We start from the raw sequence: 16,879 nt of genomic DNA on the forward strand, positions 1-16,879 counted from the left end.
TGGGGGAATAATGAATCCTGAAATATTCGTAGAGTTGTTCCGAGATGCCCTTTGGATGGTATTAATCATGGTTTGCGCCATCATTATTCCTAGCCTGCTGATCGGTTTGGTTGTGGCTGTTTTCCAAGCCGCGACGTCTATCAACGAACAAACATTGAGTTTCCTTCCGCGTTTAATCGTGACGCTATTAGCGTTGATGATGTTTGCTCACTGGATGACTCAGATGATGATGGAGTTCTTTTTTGAACTCATAGAACGCTTGCCGCAAGTTTTGTATTAGACCAACATGGAATACCCAACGAGCCTTGTACTAGAGTGGTTAGCCAATTATTTTTGGCCATACACTCGCATCTCAGCAATGCTGATGGTGATGACGGTAACGGGGGCACGCTTCGTGTCTCCGCGTATTCGTCTGTATTTAGGTTTGGCGATCACTTTTGCGGTGATGCCTGCGATTCCTGCTGTTCCAAAAGAGATTGAACTGCTTTCTTTCCAAGGTTTCCTTACCGTCTTTGAGCAAATCGTGATTGGCGTTGCCATGGGTTTTGTGACTCAGTTCATGATTCAGACCTTCGTCATGCTCGGCCAGATCTTGGGTATGCAATCGAGCTTGGGCTTCGCCTCAATGGTCGACCCGGCTAACGGGCAAAACACGCCTGTACTTGGTCAACTGTTCATGCTGCTTGCGACCATGTTCTTCTTGGCGACTGACGGTCACTTGAAAATGCTGCAGCTGGTGGTGTTTAGCTTTAAGACCTTGCCGATTGGCAGTGGCTCGTTGACTTCAGTGGATTTTCGAGAGCTCGCATTGTGGCTCGGCATCATGTTCAAAACAGCGCTGGCGATGTCCTTATCGGGGATTATCGCGCTGCTGACGATTAACCTTTCTTTTGGTGTAATGACGCGTGCAGCACCTCAGTTAAACATATTTTCTTTGGGTTTTGCATTTGCGCTACTCGTGGGTCTGTTACTTTGTTGGTACATCCTTGGCGGCTTGTACAGTCACTATGAGCTATTTTGGATGCAGGGCGAACAACAGATATGTCGTTTAATCCGGTTAGATTGCTAGGAGACTGAAATGGCAGAGTCAGACGGTCAAGAACGCACAGAAGACGCCACGCCCAAACGCTTGCAACAGGCCAAAGAGAAAGGGCAGGTTGCAAGATCAAAAGAGCTAGCGTCAGCATCGGTACTGATAGTCGGTGCGATTGCATTAATGTGGTTTGGCGAATCGATGGCGAAGGCTTTGTTCGAGGCTATGCAACGCCTTTTCTCTTTGAGCCGCGACGAGATCTTTGATACTAACAAACTTCTAGAAATTGCTGGTGGCGCTTTAGTCAACCTAGTGTTCCCGCTGTTTTTGATACTAATAACCCTGTTTGTTGCTGCCGTCATTGGCGCTGCGGGTGTCGGTGGGATTAACTTCTCAATGCAAGCGGCGATGCCTAAGGCGTCTAAGCTCAATCCACTAAGTGGTATCAAGCGTATGTTTGGCCTGCAAAGCTGGGTTGAACTGCTCAAATCTATTCTGAAAGTGGCGCTTGTATCGGGTATGGCTATTTATCTGATTCAAGCTTCTCAGCATGATTTAATGCAGCTGAGCATGGATGTATATCCGCAGAATATCTTTCACGCTTTGGACATCTTGCTTAACTTTATTCTGCTTATCAGTTGTTCTTTGTTGATTGTGGTGGCGATTGATATCCCGTTCCAGATCTGGCAACACGCCGATCAATTGAAGATGACTAAACAAGAAGTCAAAGACGAATTCAAAGACACTGAAGGTAAGCCGGAAGTGAAAGGTCGAATTCGCATGTTGCAAAGGGAAGCGGCTCAGCGTCGTATGATGGCTGACGTCCCTCAAGCTGATGTGATTATTACCAACCCGGAACACTTTTCAGTGGCGCTGCGCTATAAACAGAATCAAGATAAAGCGCCGGTTGTGGTTGCCAAAGGTGTCGACCATATGGCGATGAAGATCCGTGAAATTGCACGTGCAAACGACATCTATATTATTCCAGCGCCGCCATTGGCGAGGGCGCTATATCATACCACTGAACTAGAACAACAAATTCCTGACGGTTTGTTTACGGCAGTTGCACAAGTGCTTGCATATGTTTTCCAGCTTAAACAGTACCGAAAACGAGGTGGTGAGAGACCAAAATTGCAAGATTCTAATATGCCGATCCCACCTGATTTACGTCATTAGATCAATTGCTTGAGCTCTGCGTGATGAACCCTGATAATAGCGAGTTCGCTAATCTTCTTTTTATTGAGGTGATGGCGATAATTTGACGTGAGATGTTGGTACAGTGTTTGCTGTAGTAAGCCTGAACATTATAAGCCCATAGCAAACAGCCCTGACTAAGATCTAATCCACTTGTTCAGAGAGCTACAACATAGCGAAACTGTCTAGATTTATGAAATTCTCCCTGCCTTTTGCGGACAAGCTACCTAAAATCCCTAATCGTGCCATGCCTGCTATTGGTGCGCCTGTTATGGTACTTGCCACGCTCGCTATGGTGGTGTTGCCCATTCCAGCTTTCTTGCTGGATATGTTCTTCACCTTTAACATTGCATTGTCTATGGTTGTGCTATTGGTTTCGGTTTATACCCGCAGGCCTTTAGATTTCGCAGCATTCCCAACGGTACTTCTGATTGCCACTTTACTTCGACTGGCCTTGAACGTTGCTTCGACACGTGTGGTATTGCTCCACGGTCATGAAGGGGGCGATGCTGCCGGTAACGTGATTGAAGCTTTTGGTAACGTGGTTATTGGTGGTAACTATGCGGTTGGTTTAGTGGTGTTCTTGATTCTAATGATCATCAACTTCATGGTTGTAACCAAAGGTGCGGGTCGTATCTCGGAAGTAAGTGCACGTTTCACGTTGGATGCCTTACCCGGTAAACAGATGGCAATCGATGCCGATTTGAATGCGGGTTTGATCGACCAAGATCAGGCTCGTACCAGACGTTTTGAAGTGACCAAAGAAGCGGATTTCTACGGTTCGATGGATGGTGCGTCTAAGTTTGTTAAAGGCGATGCAATAGCCGGTATTTTGATCCTGTTCATCAACATCATTGGTGGCTTGAGCATTGGTATGGCTCAGTTTGACCTTGGTTTTGGTGAAGCAATCGAAATCTATACGCTACTGACTATCGGTGATGGTCTGGTTGCGCAAATCCCGTCTCTATTACTTTCTATTGCTGCGGCGATGATGGTAACGCGTCAAAACACCGATGAAGATATGGGTGAGCAACTTGTCTTCCAAATGTTCGACAACCCTAAAGCCCTAATGATCACTGCCGCTATCCTTGGCATCATGGGTATTGTTCCTGGCATGCCGCATTTTTCATTTTTGAGTCTTGCCATCGTTGCAGGTGCAGGTGCGTATTACATTGATAAAAAGAACAAGAAAAAAGCTGAACAACCTAACCTTCCTGCTACCGTTGAAGCTAATGGAGAAACGGGCTCCCAGAAGGAACTTTCTTGGGATGACGTTCAACCTGTTGATATTATTGGTTTGGAAGTCGGGTATCGTTTGATTCCGTTAGTAGATAGAGATCAAGGCGGTGAACTGCTTGAGCGTGTAAAAGGGGTTCGTAAGAAGCTGTCTCAAGATTTCGGTTTCCTGATTCCGGCGGTACACATTCGAGATAACCTAGAACTGACACCAAACAGCTACCGCATTACCCTGATGGGTGTTGCGGTGGGTGAAGCTGAGATTAAGCCAGATATGGAGCTCGCGATTAACCCGGGCCAAGTGTACGGAATGATCGATGGCGAGCCAACGATTGACCCTGCGTTCGGATTAGAAGCGGTATGGATTCGTGAAGAGCAGCGTGAACACGCACAAGCTCTAGGTTATACCGTTGTGGATTCGTCTACAGTACTGGCGACACACCTTAGCCAACAGCTAACCAACAACGCATCTCAGCTCATTGGTCACGAAGAAGTTCAGAATTTACTTGAGATGCTTAGCCGTTCGACACCTAAGTTAGTGGAAGGCTTTGTACCGGATCAATTGCAGTTGGGTGTGGTCGTGAAAGTGCTACAGAATCTGTTGAATGAAGCCATTCCAATTCGTGACATTCGAACCATAGTCCAAACTTTGTCGGAGTATTCAAGTAAGAGTCAAGAACCTGACATACTTACTGCGGCAGTTCGTATCTCATTGAAACGATTAATTGTTCAAGAAATCAATGGAATAGAGCCAGAATTGCCAGTGATAACCTTGATTCCTGAACTGGAACAAATCTTGCATCAAACCATGCAGGCATCCGGCGGAGAATCTGCTGGTATTGAACCTGGTTTAGCCGAACGTTTACAAACCTCCCTCAGTCACGCTACACAAGAGCAAGAGCTGAAAGGTGAGCCCGCGGTGTTATTGACCTCTGGCGTGTTGCGTTCGACTCTGGCTAAATTCGTGAAGAACACGATCCCAAGCTTGAGAGTCTTGTCTTACCAAGAAATACCGGACGAAAAGCAGATACGTATAGTACAAGCTGTTGGTAATTAAGCCGCCTAATTAGAACGGACAATCGAATTGAAAATTAAACGATTTTTTGCAAAAGATATGCGAACGGCTCTGCTCCAAGTTAAAGAAGAACTTGGCTCAGAAGCAGTGATCATGTCTAACAAAAAGGTCGCAGGTGGCGTGGAAATTGTTGCCGCTATTGATGGCGAATCCAGCCCGTCAACAGCGAGCCAGAGACTAAATAAACCTCAGCAGCCTGCACAAAGCCAATATACGCAAATGGCCGCGCCCGCAGCTCCTACTGGGCGACGTCAACTAGACGACGACAAGGTTAGCCTACAGTCGAATGCTGAAGGTGGACGCTCAATGACCAAGCGCTTTGCGAATATGCTTAAGCAATACAGTCATGGCGCAGATGATGAACCACAACATCGTGCTGAAAATGAAGATTCATTGTCAGCATTGCTCAATCGCCAATCAAGTACGGGTCATAAGCCTCATAGTCATCAGACTCAAAGCAATTTGCAGTCTCATGGCCATCAGTTATCTCGCGGTAACCAGCAGTCTCACGGAAATCTCGATTCAGCATTTGCTCGTGAAACCGGTTTGTCTAAGTTGATCGCTGAAGACCGCAGAGTGGAACGCCCGGCACCTCGCTTGGATCCTACCCGTTATGACCGTGGTCGAGAGAATACTCAATCCAAAGGTTCTGATACTGAAATGGAAACGATGCGCGAAGAGATGACCTCAATTCGTCGTCTGTTAGAGCATCAAGTATCAGGGTTAATGTGGCAAGAAGTTGAGCGTCGTGAACCGCTCAGAGCCATGCTTATTAAGCGCCTTGAGCGTATGGGTGTATCTGCAGAGCTTGCCGATCAAATGGCTTGCTACATTCCTGAAGATACCAAACCTGCACGTGCGTGGAAGGCTTTGTTAGCCTTGGTTGCTGACCAAATCTCGGTTACACAGAAAGATATTTTAAAACGCGGCGGTATTGTGGCTCTACTTGGCCCAACCGGCGTCGGTAAAACAACGACGGTTGCAAAGCTAGCTGCACGTGCAGCCATGGAATATGGCGCTGATAACGTGGCACTAGTGACAACTGATACATATCGTATAGGTGCACATGAGCAGTTATCGATCTACGGTCGAATTATGGGTTGTCCTGTAAGAGTTGCTAAAGATTCTAGCGAACTGGCCGATGTAATATATCAGTTACGTAATCGTCGCCTGATTTTGGTCGATACTGCAGGCATGGGACAACGAGATGTTCGCCTATCTGAGCAGTTAGACACATTGATGCAAGAGAGTGGTTCCGTTATCAATAGCTACCTTGTGTTGCCTGCAACCGCACAACGCAAAGTGCTGCAAGAAACAATTGAACACTTTAGAAGAATCCCGTTGTCGGGATGCATCATGACTAAGCTGGATGAATCCCTAAGTCTAGGTGAATTCATCAGTGTCGTAATACAAAATGCATTACCAGTTGCTTACATAGCAAATGGTCAACGAGTTCCTGAAGATATCGTTATAGCTCAGCCAAAGTACATGATTGCTAAGGCCAATGAGTTATTAGAAAAATCTACAGAGAATGAACCTCATTACTGGAATAGCGATTCTGAAGGACTCTAGGCGGCGGATAAATATGAATGAAAATATGATACATGATCAAGCTAGCGGCCTCCGTCGCTTAACGAAGCCTTCAATCACGAAAGTTATCGCTGTAACTGGCGGTAAGGGTGGGGTAGGTAAATCTAATGTGACGCTAGGTATGGCTATTTGCATGGCTCGCCAAGGCAAAAAAGTCATGGTACTGGATGCCGATTTAGGATTGGCTAACGTCGATATCATGCTGGGTATTCGTTCTAAGCGAAACCTAGGACATGTTTTGGCGGGTGAGTGTGAACTTAAGGATGCGATTGTCGAAGGGCCGCACGGAATTAAGATCATTCCAGCGACATCGGGTACACAAAGCATGACTGAACTTTCACATGCTCAACATGCTGGTTTGATTCGCGCCTTCGGTTCGCTTGAAGACGAGATGGACATCTTGTTGGTTGATACCGCGGCCGGTATTTCGGACATGGTGATTAGCTTCTCAAGAGCGGCGCAAGACGTAGTTGTGGTGGTATGTGATGAGCCTACCTCGATCACGGATGCCTACGCATTGATTAAGCTGTTGAGCCGAGAGCACCAAGTTCAGCGATTCAAAATTGTTGCAAATATGGTCAGAAGCTATCGTGAAGGCCGAGAATTATTTGCAAAGTTGACTTTGGTCACAGAGCGCTTCTTGAATGTGAGCCTCGAACTCGTAGCATGTATTCCTTTAGATGATAAAGTACGTCAATCAGTTAAGAGACAGAAAATCGTAGTCGATGCGTATCCTCGCTCTCCAGCTGCATTGGCAATCAGCTCTTTGGCTAATAAAGCATTGACCTGGCCAATACCAAAAACACCAAGTGGACACTTGGAGTTCTTTGTTGAAAGGCTGCTGAATCGTACTGAATTTATAGAGGAACCATTTGGTGAATAAAGCGCTTACTTACGACCAACACGCTAATCACAATAGCCAACAGGCTTTTTTTGAGAAGTATTCTGTGTTGGTTAAACGTATCGCTCATCACTTGTTGGGGCGATTACCGCCTAATGTATTAGTTGATGACTTAATTCAAGCTGGCATGATCGGCTTGATTGAAGCGCAACAAAACTATGATGGTACCAAAGGCGCAAGCTTTGAGACGTATGCTGGTATTCGGATTCGCGGGGCAATGTTGGATGATATTCGCCGTGGGGACTGGGTGCCGAGATCGGTTCATAAAAACAATCGAGAAATCAGCAGTGCAATCGCGGAATTAGAGGGTATCCTCAACCGCGACCCGAGTGATGCCGAAGTGGCAAAACATATGGGGCTCAGCTTAGAGCAGTATCACAGTGCTTTAACTGACATTAATTGCTCAAGACTGGTTGGAATCGAAGATTTAGGCGTCTCAGATGATGTAATATCTCCGAATGAAGACTCTCAAGATAATGCGCCTTTTCAAGGGGTTGCTGATGAGTCATTCCGCCAAGCTTTGATCGATTCGATAAAACAACTTCCGGAAAGGGAAGGCCTTGTGCTTTCACTTTATTACGACGAAGAACTCAATTTAAAAGAGATTGGGGAAGTGTTAGGTGTCAGCGAATCTCGTGTCAGCCAAATATTGAGCCAATCTATGCAGCGTTTACGCACTAAATTAAGTGCTTGGACACAGAACGACTAACAACACTGATCCTATTCAGTGGAGGCTAATTTGAACAAAAACATGAAAATTCTCATTGTTGATGATTTTTCAACGATGCGCCGAATTGTTAAAAACCTACTTCGCGACTTAGGTTTCAACAACACTCAAGAAGCAGATGATGGCTTGACCGCGTTACCTATGCTGAAAAAAGGCGAATTTGATTTCGTGGTAACCGACTGGAACATGCCGGGCATGCAAGGGATTGACCTGCTTAAACACATTCGCGCAGATGCAGAACTTAAGCACCTTCCAGTGCTTATGATCACCGCAGAAGCGAAGCGTGAGCAGATTATCGAAGCAGCGCAAGCGGGTGTTAATGGTTACATTGTGAAGCCTTTCACTGCTGCAACGCTGAAAGAGAAACTTGATAAGATTTTTGATCGCTTATAAGCATCAATAAATTTAGGCATTTGTAGATAAACATTGGCTGATAAGTGTTCTGTTTATCTCGATAGCCTAAGCGCACAAAGTATGCGGAGTAAGGCCGAATTCAGGATGATTTCATTAGAACAAGCAAAAAAATTAGTAGAGCTGCTTGAGAACGACGAGCAGCAACACGCTGATTCTCTTGTGAGAAGCATTTATGAAGATAACTTTAGTCTTCAAGACAATCCAATGCTTCAAGAAATAGGAAGTCTGACACGCGACCTCCATGACTCTTTGACTCAATTCAATTTCGATGAACGCATCAGCGTTATCGCAAATGACGAAATCCCTGACGCAAGGGATCGCCTTCAGTATGTCATTGATAAAACGGAAGTTGCGGCAAACAAGACGATGGACGCAGTTGACCGCTGCATGCCAATCGCAGACAACCTACACGAGTGTTTACTTCAAGTAAGGCCTCAATGGAATGAACTGATGCATGGCCGCATTGAGCTGGCACAATTTAAAGCTTTATGTCACCGCATTGATGGATTGCTTGTCCAAGTAGAAGGCGACAGTACTGAACTACGTGGACAATTGACTGAAATCTTGATGGCTCAGGATTTCCAAGATTTAACTGGGCAGATAATTAGCAAAGTTATTACCTTGGTGAATGAGGTGGAAGGACGTTTGGTCGAGATTCTCACCGTATTCGGTGCGAATCAAAATGAACCAACACCAGAGTCAGAGAAGAAAGCATCGATTGCGCCTGAAGGTCCAATTATGAACCCAGAAGAGCGCGAAGACGCTGTTGCATCTCAAGATGAAGTCGACGATTTGTTATCCAGTCTTGGATTTTAAAGGTAACGTATGAGCTACGATTTAGACGAAGATATTCTTCAGGACTTTTTAGTCGAAGCAGGAGAGATCCTTGAACTCCTATCAGAGCAACTGGTAGAGCTTGAGAATAACCCTGACGACAAAGACCTATTAAATGCTATTTTCCGTGGTTTCCATACAGTAAAAGGTGGTGCTGGTTTCCTAGCATTAACTGAGCTGGTGGATACTTGTCATGGTGCTGAGAATGTGTTCGACATTCTACGAAACGGCCAACGCAGCGTAACATCAGGTTTGATGGATACCATGCTGCAGGCGCTAGATACAGTCAATGTACAGTTTCGCGCCGTGCAAGATCAGGAACCTTTAGTACCAGCTAACCAATCTTTATTGGATGAACTTCACCGTCTCTGTAAACCAGAGTCTGCGGATGAAGTGGTACCAGTAGAAGCGCCTGCACCTATTATCCCTGAACCTGTTGTTGCTGAGCCTGTTGTCGAAAGCTCAAACATCAATGCATCTTCAGTTGATGATATCTCTGAAGATGAGTTTGAGCGCTTGCTTGATGAACTTCACGGTAAAGGTGGTTCACCAACAGCGCCTTCTGCACCAACACCGCCGCCAGCACCAGCACCTCAGCCTGTTGCTGACAGTGGTGATATTACTGATGACGAATTTGAAAAGTTGTTAGATGAACTGCACGGCGCGGGTAAGAGCCCGACAGCGGCAAGTTCAACGCCTCCACCACCGCCTCCTGCAGCACCTGTTTCAGCGATGTCTGAAGGCGATGATCTGATGACTGACGAAGAGTTCGAGAAGCTACTTGATCAGCTACACGGTTCAGGTAATGGACCTTCGATTGAAGAGTTGGATGCAGCAACTAAGCCTGCAGAAGTTAAGGCCGTTGCACCTCAAGCTGCGCCTACACCGCAACCAGCCGCGCCAGTAGCCGTTAAAGCAGAGCCGAAACCGAGCGTTCCAGCAAAAGCTGAAGTGAAAGCACCAGCGAAGAAACAACAAGCAGATGCCACAGTCCGTGTAGATACATCAACACTGGATACCATCATGAATATGGTGGGTGAACTGGTATTGGTGCGTAACCGACTTGTCAGCCTAGGCCTCAACAGTAACGACGAAGAAATGGCGAAAGCTGTCTCTAACTTAGATGTTGTTACTGCAGACCTGCAAGGTGCGGTAATGAAGACTCGTATGCAGCCGATCAAGAAAGTATTTGGTCGTTTCCCACGAGTTGTCCGTGACCTTGCTCGTAGCTTGCAGAAAGACATCGTTCTTGAAATGCGCGGCGAAGAAACGGACCTTGATAAAAATTTAGTAGAAGCACTTGCCGATCCCCTGATTCACTTAGTGAGAAACTCTGTGGACCATGGTATTGAAATGCCAGAAGCTCGTATCGCAGCTGGCAAATCGCAAACGGGTAAAGTGATTCTATCTGCCTCGCAAGAAGGTGACCATATTGAACTGGCTATCGTTGATGACGGTGGCGGTATGGACCCTGATAAGCTTCGTGCGATTGCAGTTAAACGCGGTTTGATGGACGAAGACGCAGCGTCTCGCTTATCAAACAAAGAGTGTTTTAATCTTATTTTTGCACCTGGTTTCTCAAGCAAAGAACAAATATCAGACATCTCTGGCCGTGGTGTAGGTATGGACGTTGTGAAAACAGCGATCAACACACTGAATGGTTCAATCGATATCGATTCTGAAATGGGACAAGGCACCAAGATCACGATCAAGGTTCCACTGACACTTGCGATTCTACCCACCTTGATGGTCGGTGTTGCGGGTCACCCATTCGCATTGCCATTGGCATCGGTTAACGAGATCTTCCACCTAGATTTAAGCCGTACTAACGTGGTTGATGGTCAACTGACTATCATCGTTCGCGATAAATCTATTCCGTTGTTCTACTTGCAAAACTGGCTTGCACCAAAAGCAGGTATTGTTGAACTGCGCAAAGGGCATGGTCACGTTGTTATCGTTCAACTTGGCAGCCAAAGAGTTGGCTTTGTTGTTGATACGCTTATCGGTCAAGAAGAAGTCGTGATCAAGCCACTTGATAAGCTTCTACAAGGCACACCAGGAATGGCAGGCGCGACAATTACAAGTGACGGACACATTGCATTGATTCTAGATGTGCCGGACTTGTTGAAGCAGTACGCAGCTGCGTCAAGAATTTAATTTAAGGATAAATATGGCGATTAAAGTATTAGTCGTTGATGATTCGAGTTTTTTTCGTCGTCGCGTTAGCGAGATCATCAACTCAGAGGCTCGCCTAGAAGTCATTGATGTAGCAGTAAACGGCAAAGAAGCCGTTGAGAAAGCGAAACAGCTAAGACCTGACGTAATCACGATGGACATCGAAATGCCTGTCATGGACGGCATCACCGCCGTTCGTGAAATCATGGCCGCGTCTCCAACGCCTATTTTGATGTTTTCATCGTTAACGCATGATGGCGCGAGAGCAACGTTAGATGCGTTAGATGCAGGTGCTCTAGACTTCCTACCTAAGAAGTTTGAAGACATCGCACGTAACCGCGACGATGCGGTTGCATTGCTTCAACAGCGTGTGATTCAGATTGCAGCAAAGCGCGCGTTTATGCGTCGTGCTCCTATTGCGCCAAGAGCGACAGCAACGACTTCAACATCTACGCCATTGCGCCAACCGATTTCAACAGCAGCTTCAACTTCGACAGTGAAACCTGCGGTTACATCAACGGCGAAATTCAGAGCGTCAGGTAAGAAGTATCAGTTAACAGCAATTGGTACTTCGACTGGCGGCCCTGTGGCTCTACAGAAGATTTTGACTCGCATCCCTGCTAACTACCCACACCCAATTGTGTTAGTTCAGCATATGCCTGCTACATTCACCGCTGCTTTTGCTAGTCGATTGAACACCTTGTGTAAAATTGAAGTTCGTGAAGCACAAGACGGTGATGTGTTAAAGCCTGGGGTGGCATATCTTGCTCCTGGTGGTAAACAGATGATGGTTGATGGCCGTGCAGGGTCTGCACGTCTAAGAATTATCGATGGCGGCGACCGCATGAATTATAAGCCTTGTGTGGATGTCACATTCGGCTCTGCAGCGAAGATCTACGGCGACAAAGTTTTGTCTATGATACTGACCGGTATGGGCGCAGATGGTCGAGAAGGTTCACGTATGTTGAAAACTGCGGGCTCGACGGTTTGGGCACAAGACGAAGATAGCTGTGTTGTATATGGTATGCCTCAAGCTGTAGCAAAAGCTGGCATTTCTACTGAAGACCTACCTCTAGACCGTATCGCGGAAAGGATCTTGGTTGAAGTTGGGTTAGCTTAGGTAAATCGAAATGATTGTTTGGAGTGTTGCAAACCAAAAAGGTGGTGTTGGTAAAACGACCACGACCGTGACTCTAGCAGGTTTACTTGCGTTGAAGGGGCACCGTGTTCTGTTGGTTGATACTGACCCACATGCATCACTGACCACCTATCTGGGTTACGACTCAGATACGGTGGCATCGAGCCTGTTTGACCTGTTCCAGTTGCGAGAGTTTAAGGCACAGACGGTAAGACCTTTGCTTTTACAAACGGAAGTTGAAGGAATCGATATTATCCCTGCGCACATGTCTTTGGCGACATTAGACCGTGTAATGGGAAACCGTAGCGGCATGGGGTTGATCTTGAAGCGTGCTTTGGCCGCTTTGAAAGACGACTACGACTATGTGTTGATCGATTGCCCGCCAATTCTTGGTGTGATGATGGTGAATGCACTGGCTGCGAGTGATCGTATTTTGATTCCGGTACAGACTGAGTTTTTGGCGATGAAGGGCTTAGAGCGCATGATTCGCACTTTGACCATCATGCAGAAGTCTCGTAAAACGCCGTTTAAGGTGACGATTGTCCCTACGATGTACGACAAGCGAACCAAAGCCTCACTGCAAACATTAACGCAGCTCAAAGATGACTATCCGAACCAAGTTTGGACATCTGCTGTGCCGATTGATACTAAGTTTCGAGATGCGAGCCTAAAGCGCTTGCCAGCATCTCATTTTGCATCGGGTAGCCGTGGTGTATTTGCTTATAAACAGTTGCTTATTTATCTCGAAAGGTTGGCGATAAATGAGCGCGAATAAAGAATCAACATTAGCGCAGCCAAGTCTCTCGAGTGAACAAGCACTGGATGATTACTTTACTGCGCTGTTAGGCGATGAAAACTTTGAATCTGACGATTTTTTTGTTGACGAGTCTAGCGACGAATCACAATCTGAAGAGCCAGAGCCAGAGCCAGAGCCAGAGCCAGAGCCAGAGCCAGAGCCAGAGCCAGAGCCAGAGCCAGAGCCAGAGCGCCAATTTTCGAGTCACCAGTCAAGCTACGCGGAAATTCGCGCAGCTGAGTTTGAAGTGCCTAATCTTGAGGATGTTCAAAAGCTACTAAGCCGCTTAGAGGCAACCAATGTAGTTGATGAATTGAATCTCGATGAGTTAATGGATCAAAACACTCAGAAAATCGCCCAGCAAGCAGACATGCAAATGTTTGATGCCGCGGTTGAGTCTGTTCAAGTGTTTGAAGAGCCAGAGATTCAAGATTGGAATCTTCCAGAGCCCGACTTATCAGTTGTTGCAGAGCCACCCGTTGAATCGCAGCAAATTAACGAGTTACAAGCTGAACCGGTAGAGACGGAACAAGTAAAAGTTAAGGCTGCTGAGTCTGAACTTAACGTTCCTGAGGTTGAAACAGTTATTGAACCTGAAACTCAATCCGGAGGTGCTGACCAGTTTACCTCTTGGGAAAGTACGGTTCGCACAGAAGACTTTCAAGTCTTGTATTTTGATGTAAACGGCGTGACCTTTGCGGTGCCACTTGATGAGCTTGGCGGTATCCATCGCCTCGAAGAGTTAAGTCATATCATTGGTAAGCCAGCTTGGTATTTAGGTTTACAAACCAACCGTGATAGTCAGCTAGATGTGGTCGACACCGCAAAATGGGTGATGTCTGAGAAACTATCTGGTGACGAATACAAAGAAAACTATCAATATATAGTCATGCTTGGAGAGAGCTTGTGGGGCCTTGCGGGCACCGAGCTAAAAGGCACCGAGCTACTTAATACAGACAAAGTACGTTGGCGAGAAATGGCAGGGAAACGCCCATGGCTCGCTGGTATGGTAAAAGAAAAAATGTGTGCTTTGATTCATGTTGAAGCATTAATCGCCATGCTAAACGCAGGGCTAGATGTCAAAGCATTAAGCTAGTAATAAGCATTAGGCTAACAATAAGCATCAAGTTAACAATAGTGGTCGGTAACGACGGCAAGAGGATTATCTATGTCTCATATGAGTGAAGTTGAAGTAAGAAAAGAGCAAACGAATGATGAAGTACTTCAATGGGTCACATTCCAGCTAGAAGAAGAAACTTACGGCATCAACGTAATGCAAGTACGTGAAGTATTGCGTTACAGCGAAATTGCTCCAGTACCGGGTGCTCCAGATTACGTTCTAGGTATTATCAACCTACGTGGTAACGTTGTTACTGTTATCGACACTCGTTCTCGTTTTGGTTTGATGCAAGGTGAAATCACAGATAACACTCGTATTATCGTTATTGAATCTGAGCGTCAAGTAATTGGCATCCTTGTAGATAGCGTTGCTGAAGTGGTTTACCTACGTTCTTCTGAAATCGACACAACACCAAGTGTTGGTACTGATGAAAGTGCTAAGTTCATCCAAGGTGTAAGCAACCGAGATGGCAAGCTACTTATCTTAGTAGATTTAAACAAACTACTAAGCGAAGACGAATGGGATGAGATGGCTCACCTATAATGTTTGAAGCGCTTCCTTTAAGCCCTGTCGCTCTGATATCAGGCGTTGGGGTTTTTACGTTATTCATCGTGATTTTGATTAGCAAAGTAAAACGTGCGATTCAAAAGCAGCTCGATCAGTCACGCCTGCAAGTTCGTAACTTGGACAAAGAGCTTCAAAAATCGAGTAAGCAATTACTTGAGGTTCGCTCTGTTGTTGTTGGCCTTGGCCAGAAAGTGACTGAACAACAAGATCTGATAAAGCACTTGAATGAACGTATTGTTGAGTTGGAACATGCTGATACCGATGGACGCTTGTACACGCGTGCAACGAAAATGGTTCAGCTTGGTGCCGGGATAAACGAACTGATCGAAGAGTGTGAATTACCTAAAGCGGAAGCTGAGCTGATGATGTCTCTACAGAATAAACTCGCGGGTAAGGAAAAAATCCCTTCGTTAAGAAGTAACCCTTCATCTTACGATGAGCAACTCGATGCCTCTCACGATCGCAGAGACTCGCCTCGACGTCGTTAAATTGAGCGCTTAATTCGTATTGAGCAATTGATGTTTATTACGTATTCCTCTTAAAAGAAGCTTCGGCTTCTTTTTTTTTTGCAGGTTCGAACTATATGGAACGATGTTTCTAAGTGCTTGTATCTACGACAATATCCTTATTGTTGATGGAAATGTGTAAATTGTGATGAAGTGGTAACAGTTTCTTACCGACTTTGTACTATCGAAAACGCCTAGTCCTGTTTTGTCACCATATTGGTGTGCTACTATAGCACTCTCATTACTCGACTAAATTTACCTATGCTAGAAGTCTCAAATTTAACTGCTATTCGTGACGACAGGGTTCTGTTTGAATCGTTGTCTTTTCAATTGAAACCAGGTGAGCTGGTTCAGGTTGAAGGTCGTAACGGTACCGGGAAAACGACACTCCTTAGGATTATTACTGGCTTAGGCGATCGCGATGACGGCACTATCTCTTGGGACGGTGAGTCTATTGAATCGAGTCGAGATGTTTATCATCAAAATTTACTTTTTCTTGGTCACCAAACTGGCGTAAAGCGTGAGCTTAGTGCTTATGAGAACCTTAGCTTTTACCAGTCTATTCACAGTGGTGGTACAAGCAAAGACGATCTTTATCACGCGTTGGCTCAAGTCGGGCTTGCGGGTAGAGAAGATGTACCTGCAGGGCAACTTTCAGCAGGTCAACAGCGCCGAGTTGCGTTGGCTCGCCTTTGGTTGAGCAAGCAAATGTTGTGGATTCTCGATGAGCCGCTGACTGCCATTGATAAGCAGGGCGTGAAAGTTCTCGAATCTCTTTTTTCTCAGCATGCAGACAACGGTGGCATTGTGTTATTAACCACACACCAAGATATGTTTGCTGATAGCCCGAAACTAAGAAAAATAAAGTTGGGTGAGTAATATGATCTCTTCAATGACCACGATTATCCGACGCGAACTGCTGATCGCGTTTCGACGTCAAGCGGATATCTTTAACCCTTTGTGGTTCTTTATCATTGTTATAACTCTATTCCCTTTGAGTATTGGCCCTGAGCCAAATCTACTTGCCCGCATTGCTGCTGGTATTGTTTGGGTGGCAGCTTTGCTCTCTGCATTGCTCTCTTTAGAGCGTCTTTTCCGCGATGATTTTCAAGATGGCGCCCTTGAGCAGATGATGCTGATGCCCATCCCGTTGCAGTTGGTAGTATTGTCCAAGGTCATAGCACACTGGTTGTTGACCGGGTTACCATTGATTTTAATCAGCCCATTGTTGGCTGTTTTGTTGTCTTTAGATTTTGATACATGGCTCTCAGTTGTGTTGACCTTGCTGGTTGGCACACCCGCATTGAGTTTTATTGGTGCGATTGGTGTTGCGTTAACCGTTGGGTTACAGAAGGGCGGAGTCCTGTTAAGCCTGTTAATCTTGCCGCTTTACATCCCTATTTTGATCTTCGCGACGTCAGCTATTGACGCTGCGGCTTTAGGCGTTGCGTACAACGGCCAATTGGCTGTGCTTGGGGCAATGTTAATGGGTGCGATGACTATGACGCCTTTTGCGATCAGTGCCGCACTTAGAGTGAGTGTGAACTGATTAGGGTTCCGTTATCGTATAGCT

The 16,879-nt window shown here is 45.9% G+C and carries 17 protein-coding genes; all 17 read left to right on the forward strand.

The window, feature by feature from the left end:
• Positions 1 to 10 precede the first annotated feature (10 nt).
• The 17 genes from fliQ to ccmB all read left to right on the forward strand — a co-directional run bounded on the left by fliQ (position 11) and on the right by ccmB (position 16,855).
• On the forward strand, positions 11 to 280 hold the full coding sequence (gene fliQ / locus ITG09_04705) for a flagellar biosynthesis protein FliQ (protein ID UPR52937.1): 270 nt from the start codon (positions 11 to 13) through the stop codon (positions 278 to 280).
• A gap of 6 nt (positions 281 to 286) precedes the next feature.
• Positions 287 to 1,069 (forward strand): flagellar type III secretion system protein FliR, encoded by a 783-nt coding sequence (gene fliR / locus ITG09_04710; protein UPR52938.1) that lies wholly within the window; start codon positions 287 to 289, stop codon positions 1,067 to 1,069.
• Positions 1,070 to 1,078: 9 nt separating this feature from the next.
• Positions 1,079 to 2,209, forward strand: a complete 1,131-nt coding sequence (gene flhB / locus ITG09_04715; protein ID UPR52939.1) for a flagellar biosynthesis protein FlhB — start codon at positions 1,079 to 1,081, stop codon at positions 2,207 to 2,209.
• Between the two features lie 211 nt (positions 2,210 to 2,420).
• Positions 2,421 to 4,520 (forward strand): flagellar biosynthesis protein FlhA, encoded by a 2,100-nt coding sequence (flhA, locus tag ITG09_04720; GenBank protein ID UPR52940.1) that lies wholly within the window; start codon positions 2,421 to 2,423, stop codon positions 4,518 to 4,520.
• A 27-nt stretch (positions 4,521 to 4,547) separates the two neighbouring features.
• On the forward strand, positions 4,548 to 6,110 hold the full coding sequence (gene flhF / locus ITG09_04725) for a flagellar biosynthesis protein FlhF (protein UPR52941.1): 1,563 nt from the start codon (positions 4,548 to 4,550) through the stop codon (positions 6,108 to 6,110).
• 13 nt (positions 6,111 to 6,123) lie between these two features.
• On the forward strand, positions 6,124 to 7,011 hold the full coding sequence (locus tag ITG09_04730) for a MinD/ParA family protein (protein ID UPR52942.1): 888 nt from the start codon (positions 6,124 to 6,126) through the stop codon (positions 7,009 to 7,011).
• Entirely contained in the window at positions 7,004 to 7,738 is a 735-nt protein-coding gene (locus tag ITG09_04735) for an RNA polymerase sigma factor FliA (GenBank protein UPR52943.1), read from the forward strand. Before ITG09_04730 ends, ITG09_04735 begins: the two co-directional genes overlap by 8 nt.
• Positions 7,739 to 7,780: 42 nt before the next feature.
• Entirely contained in the window at positions 7,781 to 8,149 is a 369-nt protein-coding gene (gene cheY, locus ITG09_04740) for a chemotaxis response regulator CheY (GenBank protein UPR52944.1), read from the forward strand.
• A gap of 105 nt (positions 8,150 to 8,254) precedes the next feature.
• The gene (locus ITG09_04745) at positions 8,255 to 8,986 is read left to right on the forward strand and encodes a protein phosphatase CheZ (GenBank protein ID UPR52945.1); all 732 of its coding nucleotides are present in this window, start codon (positions 8,255 to 8,257) and stop codon (positions 8,984 to 8,986) included.
• A gap of 9 nt (positions 8,987 to 8,995) precedes the next feature.
• Positions 8,996 to 11,161, forward strand: coding sequence for a chemotaxis protein CheA (locus tag ITG09_04750; protein ID UPR52946.1), 2,166 nt, complete (start codon positions 8,996 to 8,998; stop codon positions 11,159 to 11,161).
• Positions 11,162 to 11,174: 13 nt separating this feature from the next.
• Complete coding sequence (locus ITG09_04755; protein ID UPR52947.1) at positions 11,175 to 12,299, forward strand: chemotaxis response regulator protein-glutamate methylesterase; 1,125 nt, start codon at positions 11,175 to 11,177, stop codon at positions 12,297 to 12,299.
• A gap of 10 nt (positions 12,300 to 12,309) precedes the next feature.
• The gene (locus ITG09_04760; GenBank protein ID UPR52948.1) at positions 12,310 to 13,092 is read left to right on the forward strand and encodes a ParA family protein; all 783 of its coding nucleotides are present in this window, start codon (positions 12,310 to 12,312) and stop codon (positions 13,090 to 13,092) included.
• On the forward strand, positions 13,079 to 14,209 hold the full coding sequence (locus tag ITG09_04765) for a chemotaxis protein CheW (protein UPR52949.1): 1,131 nt from the start codon (positions 13,079 to 13,081) through the stop codon (positions 14,207 to 14,209). The genes ITG09_04760 and ITG09_04765 overlap by 14 nt, the downstream gene beginning before the upstream one ends.
• 72 nt (positions 14,210 to 14,281) lie before the next feature.
• Positions 14,282 to 14,776: a chemotaxis protein CheW gene (locus ITG09_04770; GenBank protein UPR52950.1), complete on the forward strand. Its 495-nt coding sequence runs from the start codon at positions 14,282 to 14,284 to the stop codon at positions 14,774 to 14,776.
• Positions 14,776 to 15,288: a DUF2802 domain-containing protein gene (locus ITG09_04775; GenBank protein ID UPR52951.1), complete on the forward strand. Its 513-nt coding sequence runs from the start codon at positions 14,776 to 14,778 to the stop codon at positions 15,286 to 15,288. Before ITG09_04770 ends, ITG09_04775 begins: the two co-directional genes overlap by 1 nt.
• A 279-nt stretch (positions 15,289 to 15,567) precedes the next feature.
• Positions 15,568 to 16,185: a cytochrome c biogenesis heme-transporting ATPase CcmA gene (gene ccmA / locus ITG09_04780; GenBank protein ID UPR52952.1), complete on the forward strand. Its 618-nt coding sequence runs from the start codon at positions 15,568 to 15,570 to the stop codon at positions 16,183 to 16,185.
• Between the two features lies 1 nt (position 16,186).
• Positions 16,187 to 16,855, forward strand: a complete 669-nt coding sequence (gene ccmB, locus ITG09_04785; protein ID UPR52953.1) for a heme exporter protein CcmB — start codon at positions 16,187 to 16,189, stop codon at positions 16,853 to 16,855.
• Positions 16,856 to 16,879 lie beyond the last annotated feature (24 nt).

The organism is Vibrio cyclitrophicus (assembly GCA_023206055.1).
GTDB lineage: Bacteria > Pseudomonadota > Gammaproteobacteria > Enterobacterales > Vibrionaceae > Vibrio > Vibrio cyclitrophicus_A.

What these genes read in the sequence shown, in the direction of transcription:
- fliQ (UPR52937.1), top strand. Translation starts at nt 11, where the DNA reads ATGAATCCTGAAATATTCGTAGAGTTGTTCCGAGATGCCCTTTGGATG.
- fliR (UPR52938.1), top strand. Translation starts at nt 287, where the DNA reads ATGGAATACCCAACGAGCCTTGTACTAGAGTGGTTAGCCAATTATTTT.
- flhB (UPR52939.1), top strand. Translation starts at nt 1,079, where the DNA reads ATGGCAGAGTCAGACGGTCAAGAACGCACAGAAGACGCCACGCCCAAA.
- flhA (UPR52940.1), top strand. Translation starts at nt 2,421, where the DNA reads ATGAAATTCTCCCTGCCTTTTGCGGACAAGCTACCTAAAATCCCTAAT.
- ITG09_04730 (UPR52942.1), top strand. Translation starts at nt 6,124, where the DNA reads ATGAATGAAAATATGATACATGATCAAGCTAGCGGCCTCCGTCGCTTA.
- cheY (UPR52944.1), top strand. Translation starts at nt 7,781, where the DNA reads ATGAAAATTCTCATTGTTGATGATTTTTCAACGATGCGCCGAATTGTT.
- ITG09_04745 (UPR52945.1), top strand. Translation starts at nt 8,255, where the DNA reads ATGATTTCATTAGAACAAGCAAAAAAATTAGTAGAGCTGCTTGAGAAC.
- ITG09_04750 (UPR52946.1), top strand. Translation starts at nt 8,996, where the DNA reads ATGAGCTACGATTTAGACGAAGATATTCTTCAGGACTTTTTAGTCGAA.
- ITG09_04755 (UPR52947.1), top strand. Translation starts at nt 11,175, where the DNA reads ATGGCGATTAAAGTATTAGTCGTTGATGATTCGAGTTTTTTTCGTCGT.
- ITG09_04760 (UPR52948.1), top strand. Translation starts at nt 12,310, where the DNA reads ATGATTGTTTGGAGTGTTGCAAACCAAAAAGGTGGTGTTGGTAAAACG.
- ITG09_04765 (UPR52949.1), top strand. Translation starts at nt 13,079, where the DNA reads ATGAGCGCGAATAAAGAATCAACATTAGCGCAGCCAAGTCTCTCGAGT.
- ITG09_04770 (UPR52950.1), top strand. Translation starts at nt 14,282, where the DNA reads ATGTCTCATATGAGTGAAGTTGAAGTAAGAAAAGAGCAAACGAATGAT.
- ITG09_04775 (UPR52951.1), top strand. Translation starts at nt 14,776, where the DNA reads ATGTTTGAAGCGCTTCCTTTAAGCCCTGTCGCTCTGATATCAGGCGTT.
- ccmA (UPR52952.1), top strand. Translation starts at nt 15,568, where the DNA reads ATGCTAGAAGTCTCAAATTTAACTGCTATTCGTGACGACAGGGTTCTG.
- ccmB (UPR52953.1), top strand. Translation starts at nt 16,187, where the DNA reads ATGATCTCTTCAATGACCACGATTATCCGACGCGAACTGCTGATCGCG.